7 protein-coding genes and 1 pseudogene are annotated in these 13183 nt (G+C 57.7%); 2 read left to right on the plus strand and 6 right to left on the minus strand.

The window, feature by feature from the left end:
• Positions 1-2 precede the first annotated feature (2 nt).
• Positions 3-3107 (minus strand): putative selenate reductase subunit YgfK, encoded by a 3105-nt coding sequence (gene ygfK, locus ABLU67_RS13465; RefSeq protein ID WP_348852336.1) that lies wholly within the window; start codon positions 3105-3107, stop codon positions 3-5.
• A 531-nt stretch (positions 3108-3638) separates the two neighbouring features.
• On the opposite strand from ygfK, the pseudogene ABLU67_RS13470 reads away from it, so the two are divergent.
• Positions 3639-4415: pseudogene (locus tag ABLU67_RS13470) on the plus strand (XdhC family protein); the annotation flags it as partial.
• Between the two features lie 112 nt (positions 4416-4527).
• Here ABLU67_RS13470 and arcC read toward each other — a convergent pair.
• From arcC to ygeW, 5 genes are all read right to left on the minus strand, one after another.
• Positions 4528-5460 carry a carbamate kinase gene (gene arcC, locus ABLU67_RS13475; RefSeq protein ID WP_014229764.1) on the minus strand — a complete coding sequence of 311 codons (933 nt, stop codon included), beginning with the start codon at positions 5458-5460 and terminating at the stop codon, positions 4528-4530.
• 12 nt (positions 5461-5472) lie between these two features.
• A complete protein-coding gene (gene hydA / locus ABLU67_RS13480) occupies positions 5473-6879 on the minus strand; it encodes a dihydropyrimidinase (RefSeq protein ID WP_196548982.1) in 1407 nt (468 codons plus the stop codon).
• A 50-nt stretch (positions 6880-6929) separates the two neighbouring features.
• Entirely contained in the window at positions 6930-8141 is a 1212-nt protein-coding gene (locus ABLU67_RS13485; protein ID WP_004851906.1) for a YgeY family selenium metabolism-linked hydrolase, read from the minus strand.
• A 63-nt stretch (positions 8142-8204) separates the two neighbouring features.
• A complete protein-coding gene (gene dpaL / locus ABLU67_RS13490; RefSeq protein ID WP_285924198.1) occupies positions 8205-9404 on the minus strand; it encodes a diaminopropionate ammonia-lyase in 1200 nt (399 codons plus the stop codon).
• A 64-nt stretch (positions 9405-9468) separates the two neighbouring features.
• Positions 9469-10656, minus strand: coding sequence for a knotted carbamoyltransferase YgeW (ygeW, locus tag ABLU67_RS13495; protein ID WP_004851903.1), 1188 nt, complete (start codon positions 10654-10656; stop codon positions 9469-9471).
• 490 nt (positions 10657-11146) lie between these two features.
• Here ygeW and ABLU67_RS13500 point away from each other — a divergent pair, with 490 nt between their 5' ends.
• A complete protein-coding gene (locus tag ABLU67_RS13500) occupies positions 11147-12931 on the plus strand; it encodes a sigma-54-dependent Fis family transcriptional regulator (RefSeq protein ID WP_046877763.1) in 1785 nt (594 codons plus the stop codon).
• Positions 12932-13183 lie beyond the last annotated feature (252 nt).

Below are 13183 nucleotides of genomic sequence, written 5' to 3' on the forward strand. Positions count from 1 at the left end.
ACTCATACTTCAACGCCTCCGAGAAGATAGCTTTGGTGCTGATGAATATGGCTTATGATGCGGCACATGGCGTCCAGCTGGGCCGGTACCTCGTTAAACTGGCCGCGGTCGTTAATTTCCAGCTGCCACGTCTGGTCGTCCTGACGCACTTTGACGCTGGCGCCTGCGACGAAGAAGCCCGGATTGGTGCTGTTGACAAAATCCTGCTCCAGGCTGAACACGGTGATTTTGTCTTTATACGGTTTTCCCTGCCACGGGCAGAACTGAGCGCAGTTGCCGCATTCGTTGCAATAAGCGTCCAGATGCAGGGTCTGGAAGCGATTCTGGAAGCCCGGCACGGCCACGGAAATATTGGCGCGGTTCGGACAGACGTCGACGCACTTGCTGCACACGTAGTTGCACTCCAGGCAGCGGCTGGCTTCCTGCTCGACAAAAGCCTCGCGCTGGTTTTTATCCACCAGCGTGACGGCGATGGCGCCTTTACGCTGGTACACCTTCGCCGGATCGACGTTGTTCCAGACTTTGTTTCCGTAGCTGCTGGCGATATTTTCCCGGGCCAGGATCGCGTCCGTGGCCCGTCGCGCGTTGCCGATAGCGGAGACGATAGAAGAGGGGCCGCGCTGAACGTCGCCGATCAGGAAGACGTTCGGTTTGCTGGTCTCGCCATCGGCGTTGACCACCGACCAGCCCTGCGGGTCGAGCGGGATCCCCATTGCCGACAGCGCTTCGCCGTCCTGCTGCTCGCCGATGGCGGTAATCAGAGAGTCGACTTGCAGGGTGCGAATCTCATCGGTTTCCACCGGGCGGCGGCGGCCTTTCTCATCCGGCTCGCCGAGCTTCATGACGTGTACGACGAGCGTCCCGTCGGCGTTAAACTGTTCCGGGTTGCATAGCCACTCGAAGTCGACGCCGTCGAGCAGCGCCTCATCGTACTCTTCGCGCCAGGCGGGCATCTCTTGCTGCGAGCGGCGATAGACGATGGTCGCGCTCTGCACGCCGGGCACGCGCAGCGCCGCGCGGGCGCAGTCCATGGCGGTGTTGCCGGCGCCGACCACGGCCACGCGTTTGCCCAGGTTCAGCTCGGCGCCGCGGTTAAACTCGCGCAGGAACTGCAGCGACTTATGCACGTTCTGGTTATCGCCGCCCAGCTTCACGCCGCTGTTTTTATCGGTACCGGTGCCGACCAGCACGTAACGAAAACCCTTCGCCTGCAGTTTTTCCACGCTCAGATGCGGGTCGCAGCCGTACTCAATTTTGACGCCGTGGGCGACGACAAAATCGATATCGTGCTGGATAAGCTCGCCGGGAATGCGGAACTGCGGAATGATATTCTTCACCACGCCCCCGGCGCTGGCTTCGCGTTCAAAAACCGTGACCGGATGCCCGGCGCGGGCGAGGAAGTATCCGGCGGCGAGACCGGCAGGGCCCGCGCCGATCACCGCTACCGGGTGCCGGGAGCCGGATCCCGCGGGCTTATGCCAGCGGCTGCGGTACTCGTCCCAGCCTTTCTCCAGCGCCACTTTTTTCAGCTCACGGATGTTGAGCGCGCTGTCGTAATCCAGACGCGTACAGTTGTACTGGCACTGGTGGTCGCAGATATGACCGGTGATGGCCGGCAACGCGTTGCGCTGATAGATCAGCTCCAGCGCGTCGGCGTAGCGATGCTCGCCCAGCAGGCGGATATACTCCGGAATATCCTGCTTGATGGCGCAGGCCGTCACGCAGGGGGCGACGTAGCAGTCCAGCAGCGGCAGCGGCTCGCCGGTATCAATGCGCTCTTCCGGCTTCCACTGTTTCTGGGTGTAGTCCATGCTCACCGCTTTTTCCGCCAGCGCGTTGAGGCGCTCGACGTCGATCTGCGTCATGTTCCAGCCGTCGGCTTTCTCCAGCTCGCGCATGCACTCGCTCAGGCGCAGATATCCTCCCGGCTTCAGCAGGTCGGTGGCCATGGTGATAGGGCGAATGCCGGTGTCGAAAATCTCGCGAATGTTGAGCTGGCTGGCGCCGCCGGAGTAGGAGATCGGCAGCTTGCCGTCAAACGCCCGCGAGAGCAGGGCGGCTACGTTGATCGATAGCGGGAATAGCGCGCGGCCTGACATATACATTTCATCTCCCGGCAGCGCTCCCTTGTTGTTGACGGTGCCGAGGGTGTTGGTCAGCTTGACGCCAAAGCCGAGGCTGCGCGCTTTCGCCAGCGCCATCAGGCGCGTCAGCATCTCCAGCGCCCGGTCGATCTTAAGGTCATGGTCAAATGACGCTTCGCTAAGGCCGATATAGCCGAAGCCGCAGGCGTCGAGGATCTGGCGAACGCGCGGATAGCCGAGCAGGGTCGGGTTGAGCTTCACAAAGGTATTGAGATTTTTCTCCGTCAGCATATAGCGGCAGATGGCTTCGATCTCGTCCGGCGGGCAGCCGTGCATGGTTGAGAGGGTGACGCCCTGAACCAGCCTGGCCGGCACGCGTTGAGCCAGATTGTCCAGCCCGTCTTTGCGCGCGCAGGTTGGCAGGCTGTCGATAAAGGTTCTATTTTGCAGCCAGCGGTTCAGGGTGTCGCGGTACTGGGCGAATTTAGGATGGGCGGAAGCGTCCATCATGTTGTCGATAAATTCCTGCATTGGCGGCTGCTTAATACCGTCAAGGTTGTAGCCGACGCTCATATTGAAAATAAACGACTTGCTCTCTTTATGGGTGCCCAGCGGAAAGACCTGCTCCAGCAGATGCAGCGTGAACCAGGCTTTCAGGTACTCATCCCAGGCTTTTTTGAGGGTAAATTCGGTGGACCACTCGGTGTTGAAGCACTCATCTTCGGCATCGATGCAGGGCTTTTCCAGCTCCAGGCGGTCAAGGATCTGTACGGTTTTCAGCTCGATAAACCGCCCGCCGGTTAGCCAGGCGGTAATAATGTTCTGCGCCAGCTGGGTATGCGGCCCGGCTGCCGGGCCGAGCGGCGTCGCGCAGCTTTCGCCGAATACGCCGATCGACCGCTGCGCCTGCGGCGTATAAAACTGTTGCTCGGGGATGCCAAAAATAGTCCGCTGACTCTGATACTCGTCGAAAATGCGCGTTAAAAGCTCCTCAAACGGCACGGGACGCATTATATCTCCCATAACCCTCTCCTTAGATATCATTGTAAGATCGACATTGCCGGTGGTAATCATCCCGACGGATAACGAAAGAGGAGCAACAATCACACCAGTTATTCAAACCGCGGCGGCGAAATAATTAATTTGTGAACCAGGTCGAAACTCGACGATGCCGGGCGAATAATTCCATAGCGGGTAAATGAGAACTCAAATCAATACGCTTTATCATTCGGCGAGATTTCTCAAAATCAGATCCGGAATATCAGAATGATAATTTATGTCGGCTATTCGGCGGTGATTTTAGCAGGCGGCTTATTTTTGCTGCGGTAACAGAGGAAATAATCGATGAGGTACCCCCGTTGCAGCGTCAATAGGGCTAACGAAATGACCTGACTCACAATTTACGATGAAAAATGGCAGCTAAGTATAAATATTGCATAGTTGCTACGGGTCGCTGCGACGCTATTTCAACGCCGGGTAGACTCTCAAACTGAGAACCCGGGGAAATATCGCAGATAATCAAATAGAGCCGTAAACATCGCCTTTGAGGTTGGTATGAATATTTTTGCAGAAGCTGCACGACTTGAGGAGCAGAACCGTCCCTTTGCCCTGGCGCAGATTGTCGAAAGCCGGGGCTCTACCCCCCGACACTCCGCTCAGATGCTTATCCGGGAGGACGGTTCGATTGTGGGCACCATTGGCGGCGGGATGGTGGAGCGTAAAGTCATCGATGCGGCGCTGGAAGCGCTGCGCGAACGGGCGTCGCGAATGTTTCACGGTCGCATGGCGCGCACCGGCAGCGACGCCGTGGGCTCCGACTGCGGCGGCGCGATGTCGGTTTACATCAGCGTGCACGGCCTGCGCCCGCGCCTGCTGCTGGTCGGCGCCGGGCACGTCAACCGCGCGGTTGCCCACGCCGCGGCGCGGGTGGATTTTGACATCTGCGTCGGCGATATCTATTCCGCCAGCCTTTGCCCCGACGCTTTTCCGCTTTCGGCGCGGCTGGTGCACGCTGCCAGCTTCACGGACGTAGTGGAGGCGATGGCGGTCCGGCCGCAGGATTTCGTGCTGATTGCCACCAACAACCAGGATCGGGAGGCGCTGGACAGGCTGATAACCCAGCCGGTGGCGTGGCTGGGGCTGCTGGCCAGCCGGCGGAAAGTGCAGGCCTTTGTCCGCCAGATGCGGGAAAACGGCGTAACGGAGGCGGATATCAGCCGTCTGCGGGCGCCGATTGGCTATGACATCGGCGCCGAGACGCCAAACGAGATTGCCATCAGCGTGCTGGCGGAGATCCTGCAGGTGAAAAACGGCGCGCCGGGGGGGCTGATGAACCAGGTGAGGCAAGCGTGCCAGCCGGATTGTCTGGCTGAGGCGGTTGAGGTCTGAGCTTCTGCGAGGGGAAATGTTGCCGGGAGGTTCCCGGCAACCCGTGGCGTACAGCTTATTGGCTAATAATGGTGCCCGTTTTTCCTTCAATCCCCTCTTTGGCTTTGCTCAGCATCGTGATCAGCGCTTTACGCCCCGGCCCTGAGCGGGCGAAGGCGGCGGCGGCTTCCACTTTTGGCAGCATTGAGCCTTTGGCAAAGTGCCCCTCTTCGATAAAGCGTTCGGCATCGCGCAGGGAGAGGTTATCCAGCCACTGCTCGTCAGGTTTACCGAAGTTGATCGCCACCTTTTCTACGGCGGTGAGAATGATCAGCAGGTCGGCGTCGATCATCTCCGCCAGCTTCGCGCTGGCCCAGTCCTTATCGATAACCGCGCTGGCGCCGCGCAGATGGTTACCCTCGCGAATCACCGGAATGCCGCCGCCGCCGACGGTGATCACCACGTGGCAATCATCCATCAGCGCTTTTACCGTTTGTTTCTCGATAATATCTACCGGCATGGGCGAGGCGACGACGCGACGGTAGCCGCGCCCGGCGTCCTCTTTCATGATGTAGCCGTTTTGGCTCAGCTTTTCGGCCTCTTCTTTGCTGAAGAACGAGCCGATGGGCTTGGTCGGATTAAGAAATGCCTTATCGTTAGCATCCACTTCCACCTGGGTTATCAGGGTCGCCACCGGGATATCCAGCTGGCGCGTTAGCAGTTCTTCACGAATCGCGTTCTGCAGGTCGTAGCCGATGTAGCCCTGGCTCAGGGCCACGCAGACCGACATCGGCAGCATGGGCGTATGGGCCTCGGTTTTTGCCGCGGCCTCGAAAGCCTGGTTGATCATGCCCACCTGCGGACCGTTGCCGTGAGTGACCACCACCTGGTGGCCAAGGGCGATAAGATCGACGATCGTCCGGGCGGTGTGTCGTACGGCCTGCATCTGTCCGGCGAGATCGTCGCCCAGCGCATTCCCGCCGAGAGCGAGAACAATTTTTTTACTCATAGCTTCCTCTCATTACGTTTCTGTTCCGCTGACGGCCTGGTGAGCGGTGGAAAAGGGTTGTCGGCGTAAAAAGCGGCCCTGTCCGGCGATGCCGGTAAAGGTGCCGTTATCAAAGATCACTCTGCCGTGGGAGAGCGTCTGGCGAATCGCGCCCTGACAGATAAAGCCTTCATAGGGTGAATAGTCGGCGTTGTCGTGCAGCATGGCATGACGGATGGTGGTGGTACGCTGCGGATCGATGATAACCACGTCGCCATCGGCGCCGGGCGCCAGCAGCCCCTTCTGCGGCCACAGGCCAAACAGCTTCGCCGGGTTGGCGCTGGTGAGCGCCACAAAGCGCTCAGGGGTGATGCGCCCGGTCATCACGCCGTGCGAGAACAGCAGCAGCAGCCGGTTTTCCACCCCCGGCAGGCCGTTCGGGCAGCGGCTAAAGTCGCCGCCGGAGATCTGCCTGCGCTGCTGCGCAGAGAACGCGCAGTGGTCGGTGGCGACCGTGTCAATATCTCCATCATGGATACCGCGCCATAGCGCATCGTTGTTGCTGGCGTTGCGCAGGGGAGGGCTGAGCAGATAGTTAAGCGCGTCTTCGCGCTCGTAGCAGCGCTCGTCCAGCAGCAGATACTGCGGACAGGTCTCCACCCACACCGGCTGGTGGCGTCTTCTGGCCAGGCGCAGGTACTCCAGGCCCAGGGCGTTGGAAAGATGCACGATATACAGCGGCGCGTTTCCCGCCAGCTGCGCGAGGTTGATCGTTCGGGCGATGGCTTCCGCCTCGCACTCCAGCGGGCGGCTCAGGGCGTGATAGCGCGGTGCGGTTTTACCGGCGTTGATAAATTCCGCCCGGCGTAGGGCGATGGCGGCATCGTTTTCCGGATGCACCGTCGTCCGCGCGCCGGCGCGCTGCAGGTGGCGCATCGCCTGCAATATCTCATCATCGCTGAGTTTGTACTGGTAGGTCAGATAGAGCTTAAAGCTGCTGATGCCGCTATCCACCATCATCGGGATCTCGTCGAGAATGCCGTGGTTAACGTGTTGGATAACGCCGTGAAAACTGTAGTCGATAACGGCTTTATAGGCGGCGTAGCCGCGATAGACCTCGAACTGGTGGCGCAGGTGGCAGCCGACGGGCCCGAAGCCCATATGATCAACAATGGTGGTGGTACCGCCGCAGGCCGCGGCCCGGGTGCCGGTAAAGAAATCATCGCAGCTGCGGGCGAGACCCACATCAATATTGAAATGCGTATGAACGTCGACGCCGCCGGGCATCACGTAGCAGCCCTCGGCGTCAATCACTTCGCAGGGTTGTTCTGCCTCAATAGAACTGGCAAGGCGCTTGACGAGGCCATCTTCAATGAGCAGGTCCTGCTTTAGCTGTCCGTCGGCGTTGACGACGAGGCCATTTTTAATCAGTACGCGCATAGAAACCTCAACATACCGCCGCAGAGCGCGGCGGCAGACAGGACGAACAATTACTCCGTGGCCAGCCAGCTCAGCGGGATAGCGGCATACATCGCGGCGCAGGTTACCAGATGCGATTTCCAGGTTTTCTCATTCGGCGCATGCGCCTCCGGCTCTTTCCCAGGCCCAAAGCCGATAACCGGAATGCCGTGGCGGCCCATAATAGAGACGCCGTTGGTGGAGAAGGTCCACTTATCCACCACCGGCGCTTTGCCGAACAGACCTTCATAGGCGTTGCTCAGGGCGCGAACGGTGAAGTGGTTCTCTTCCACTTTCCAGGTCGGGAAGTAGCATTCGGTCGGGTAGACCAGGCCGGTCCAGGAGGGGCGCTCGTAGTTGTACATCGAGACCACCGCGGCGGCTTTTTTCACCGCCGGCAGCGCGCGGATCTCTTCCAGCGCGCCTTCCCAGGTTTCGCCCCAGGTCAGACGGCGGTCAATGGAGACGGCGCAGCTATCCGCTACCGCGCAGCGGCTCGGCGAGGTGAAGAAAATCTCGGAAACGGTCAGGGTGCCTTTGCCGAGGAATTCGTCATCGCCCAGCTTGTGTGAAAGCTGTTCCAGCTCGGTGAGAACGGGCGCCATTTTGAAGATGGCGTTATCGCCGCGCTCCGGGGCGGAGCCGTGGCAGCTGACGCCCTGAACCTCCACGCGGATCTCCATACGCCCGCGCTGGCCGCGGTAAATCTGGCAGTCGGTAGGTTCGGTGCTGACCACGAATTCCGGACGTATGCCGGATTGTTCAATAATGTACTGCCAGCACAGGCCGTCGCAATCCTCTTCCTGAACGGTACCGGTCACCAGCAGGGTATACTCATCTTCCAGGCCCAGATCTTTAATGATTTTACCGGCGTAAACCATGGAGGCCATTCCGCCCTCCTGGTCAGACGCGCCGCGTCCGCCGATCAGCTCATCGGTCTCCATACCTTCGTACGGATCGAAGTTCCAGTTCTTGATGTTGCCAATGCCGACGGTATCAATGTGCGCGTCCATGGCGACCAGACGCGGGCCGTGGCCGATGTAGCCCAGCACGTTACCCATCGGATCGATTTCCACTTTGTCGAATCCGACTTTCTCCATCTCCTCTTTGATACGGTGCACCACGCGCTTCTCATCGCTGCTTTCGCTGGGGATGGCGATCATATCGCGCAGGAAGCGGGTCATCTCTTTTTCGTATTGTTTTGATTTTTCCAGGATCGCGTTGAACGGAATTTGCTTAGCCATAAGGATGTTCTCCAGTTCTGAATACGGGGGTCCCGCCGGGCGGGAGGAATGTTGATCAATCGGCTACTGCACGGCCGGATGTTTGCCTTCCCAGACGACTTCGCGATAGTGCTTAACGTCGGTGTCGCCTTCGGTGCTAATCACCAGCACCACGGAATCGCTATCCAGCTTGAGCTTGTGCATCAGCGCTTCGCGCTGCGGATGGAAATGAATCGCCGCCAGCAGGCCGAGACCGACGGCGCCGGATTCGCCGGAAATAACGCGCGGATCCTGGCCCGCCGGGTTTCCCAGCACCCGCATGCCGAGGGCGGCGACGGCGTCCTGACAGGAGACGAACTGCGTGGCGCAGTTGCGCAGCACTTCCCAGCCCAGCGGGTTGGGCTCACCGCAGGCGAGACCGGCCATAATGGTGGCCATATCGCCGCTAACGTTGACGATCTGGCCCTTCAGCGCAGAGCGGTAGAGACAGTCGGCCAGCTCCGGCTCGACGATAATGGAATGGAGATGCTTCGCGCCGTAGACATCGGCCAGGTAGCCCAGCACGCCGCCCGCCATCGCCCCCACGCCGCCCTGCAGAAGCACGTGCGTCGGACGGGCGATACCCATTGAGGAGAGCTGTTCTACCGTTTCATCGGCGAGGGTGGCGTAGCCCTGCATAATCCAGGTCGGAATTTTTGTGTAGCCTTCCCAGGCGGTGTCCTGCACCACCTCCCAGCCGTTTTTCTGCGCGGTCTGCATGGTAAAGCGGATGGTGTCGTCGTAGTTCATGTCGGTGACGATACACTCGGCGCCGAGGCGCAGTATGGCGTCAACCCGCTCCTGCGCTGAGCCTTTCGGCATATAGATGACGGCGTTCTGGCCTAACTGGCGGGCTGCCCACGCCACGCCGCGGCCGTGGTTGCCGTCGGTCGTGGTGGCGAACGTCATCTTCTCTTTGATGCTGGATTTGAGCGTTTCGAAGGAGAGATCGTTGATATCTAAATGATATTTTTCACACAGCAGCCGGGCGATAGCATAAGAGCCGCCGAGCATTTTGAAGGCGTTGAGGCCAAAGCGCCGGGATTCATCTTTAACGAGGATTTTTTGTACCCCAAACAGCGCGGAAAGTTCGTTCAGCGCCACCAGCGGCGTAGGCTGATAGCCGGCGATCTTTTGATGAAAGCGGCGAGCCTGCTGCGCCTGCTGGCGTGAAAACAGCGGTGAAATCTCTCCGTTAAAAAAACGGTTTTCGGCAATATCCATTTTCAGTGAGAAAGCAGACATACTCGATCCTTATCCTTTTTGAAATGCGAAAGTCGTGGGGCTGGCCCGCAGGCCAGCCTGGGGATTATTTGATGCGTTTCTGCGCTTCCTTGAGCAGCTGCTCCAGCACCTTGCCCGGGTTCGCGTATTTGCGGCAGACGATCATCGCGGCGATGATGTACGGCTTCCAGCTGGCCTCTTTGTAGGTCGGGATCCGGTACTTCTCGAAGACTCCCTCGGTGACTTCGCCCGCGTCGCAGGAGACGCCGGTGATATCCGCCGGCAGGCAGTGCATATACAGCGCGTCACCGTCGCGGGTGTGCTTCATCATCTCTTCCGTACAGTGCCAGTCTTTATGGCCGGCGTTCTGCTCAAGGCAGGCTTTCTCCAGCGCCTTCAGACCTTCATGGTCATTTGCGCGCAGCAGCTCGGTGCGTTTTTCCATTACCTTGTACGGCGCCCAGGATTTCGGATAGACGATATCGGCGTCTTTAAAGGCTTCCTCCATGCTGTTCACCTGGCGGAAGCTGCCGCCGGAGGCCTGGGCATTGTTTTTTGCCACTTCGATAACGTCAGGGATCAGGTCGTACCCTTCCGGGTGGGCGAGGGTGACGTCCATACCGAAGCGGGTCATCAGGCCGATAATGCCCTGCGGCACCGAGAGGGGCTTGCCATAGCTCGGCGAGTAGGCCCAGGTCATGGCGATCTTCTTACCTTTCAGATTCTCCAGCGAACCGAAGTGCTCGCGCAGCCAGGCGAGATCGGCCATGGATTGCGTCGGGTGGTCGATATCGCACTGCAGATTGATCAGCGCCGGTCGCTGCGGCAGGACGCCCTGCTTGTGGCCATCATCCAGCGCTTCGCCTACCTCACGCATGTAGGCGTTGCCCGCGCCAAGGAACATGTCATCGCGGATGCCGATGGCGTCGGCGCAGAAGGAGATCATATTGGCGGTTTCACGGACCGTTTCGCCGTGGGCAATTTGCGATTTCCCCTCATCCAGATCCTGTTGCGCCAGACCTAACAGGTTGAGCGCGGAGGCATAGGAGAAGCGGGTGCGGGTTGAGTTATCGCGGAACACGGAAATACCCAATCCGCTGTTAAACACTTTGGTGGCGATATTTTCAGCGCGTAGCGTTTTTAGCGCGGCGGCGACGTCCAGCACCTGTTTCAGCTCATCCGGCGATTGTTCCCAGGTCAGCAGAAAGTCTTTCTCACTGAGATGAGAGTTAAGTTTATTGATATCCTTAATCAGTTCGTTAACAGTTTTCATGTTTCAATCCTGGTCGTGAATGACGGCTTATTGATTGCTGTGCGGTCGGATATGCAGAGTTGCCGAATTAGCGACTGCCAGCGCTGTATTACCACTAACAATAAGCGTGCCAAATCCTCCGGGAGAGGCGGCGGAGAGGATTGAATAGTTAAGATTATGCCAGGTCTGTCACGAATTCAGGCGAGTTATCCCGGGAAGAGAAAGGTGAAATTTTTCCCCCCGCTGTCCATTTCAGCGGGACAGGCGCGGGTTGCCACCGTAAATAATGCGATTATCATCTTCACATTGCGCCAATATGATAAAAACCGCTGCAAATTTATCATAATGATAAGAAACTGTGATAGCTCTTGCATATTTAAGATAAGGTGGGGGAATTGGCCCTATCTATATCAACGCGGGTGGCTAAAAGGAGTGGTATCATTCCCCGCAGATAAATAAAGCCGCTTCGCTTGACGCCGAGCAGGTGAGCAATAATAGAAGGCCGATAGACATGATACCGTCCAAAGCACCCTCCATTTTAATGCAGATTCAGCCTACAATTCAAAAGTTTGCAAGGATGTTATCCAGCGTGCTGCAGCTGGAGGTCGAGATTGTTGATAACGAATTATACCGGGTCGCCGGAACTGGCGCTTATAGTAAACAGATTGGCTATAAATTAAATTCAAATTCACGGCTTCTGCGTTACATTATTGAAACACAGACCGAGAAGGTTGTTACCCACTCCCGCTTCGACCCCCTGTGTAAAGACTGTAACAATAAGGAGAAATGCGAAGAGAAAGCCTTTCTTGGCACGCCGGTGATGTATCACGACCGCTGCGTCGGCGTTATTAGCCTGGTTGCGCTGACGCGCGAGCAGCAGGAACGTATAAATGCGAATATCCAGGAGTTTTCTGATTATGTTCGTCATGTCTCAACCATATTCGTTTCCCGCTTTTTGCAGGAGCGGGCGGTCGGCGACAATATCCATAAAATATTTTTAACCATGATCGAAAATATGGATCAGGGCGTACTGGTCGTGGGCAACGATCAAAGAGTCAAATTTGCCAACCAGGCCGCTTTGAAAATAATGAGCGTCACTCAGGGACAGGTGATTGGTAAGTCAATCCAGTTTCAGCCGTTGACCTTCGAAGATAATTTCAAGCACGGCCATATGCAGCACATTATCTCCTTTGACGATCGCAAGGAGCTCATTATCGGCCAGCTGCACGCGGTGCAGGATCAGTGGTTATTTTTAATGGCGTTCCATCAGTCGCACTCTTCGGCCGATTTCAGCTGCGGGCAGGAAGGGCCGCAGATTGAGGCGATGGTGGGAGAGTGTCGACCTATGCGGCAGCTTAAAAAGCTGATCAGCCGCGTGGCCCCGAGCCCCTCCAGCGTAATGATTGCCGGTGAAAGCGGGACCGGGAAAGAGGTGGTTGCCCGCGCTATCCACAAGCTCAGCGATCGCCACGCGAAGCCCTTTATCGCGATTAACTGCGCCGCGATACCCGAGCAGCTGTTAGAAAGCGAACTGTTTGGCTACGTGAAGGGGGCGTTTACCGGCGCATCGGCAAACGGTAAGACCGGCCTGATTCAGGCGGCCAATAGCGGGACGCTGTTTCTTGACGAAATTGGCGATATGCCGCTCACTCTGCAGGCCAAGCTGCTGCGGGCCATTGAGTCACGTGAGATTCAGCCGGTGGGCGCCAGCCATCCGGTTCAGGTCGATATTCGTATCATATCCGCGACCAATCAAAACCTGGAACAGTACATCGCGGAAGGGAAGTTCCGCGAAGATCTCTACTATCGTCTGAACGTGATTCCGCTGCGCCTGCCGCCGCTGCGCGAACGTCAGGAGGACATTGAGCTGCTGATTCACTATTTCCTGCATCTGCATACCGGTCGTCTCAATCTGGTTTATCCCGGCGTCGCGCAGGACGTGATCGATTTCCTTAAGCGCTATCGCTGGCCGGGCAATATTCGTGAACTCAGCAACCTGATGGAGTACCTGGTTAACGTGGTGCCGTCGGGAGAAATCATCGATATGTCGCTGCTGCCGCCGAATCTGTTAAGCAGCGGTGAAGCGGCGAGCCAGGCGACGTCGTCGGCTTCAGCGCCAGCGACCCTCACTCAGGAGGAGAACGTGACGGCGCTGGAGGAGATGGAGCGGCAGATGATCCGCGATGCGCTCTCTCGCTACAGTAATAAAAAGCAGGCGGCGGATGAGCTGGGCATCGGCATCGCCACGCTGTATCGCAAAATAAAGAAATATTCGCTGGCGGCGGGTCAGAACTGACGGGAACGGCGGGCAATAAAAAATCCACGCGAGCGCGTGGATTTTGTGGAGGGCATGACGGCGAAGAAATGCTTAGACGTTGAATCGTGATTGTGAATTTATTATTTTTATATTTAAAATTTTTATTTTTGATTGTTATTTTTATACTCATGCCTGTACTCACTTTAGTTGAGGCTGCTATCTGAGGCTAGTTACCACTGACCCTGGCCCAAATTCAGTGCAGTGCTAAATCAGAGATCCTCGTCTTTCCGG

It is taken from the genome of Klebsiella sp. GN_Kp190, from assembly GCF_040061795.1.
Lineage (GTDB): Bacteria > Pseudomonadota > Gammaproteobacteria > Enterobacterales > Enterobacteriaceae > Klebsiella > Klebsiella michiganensis.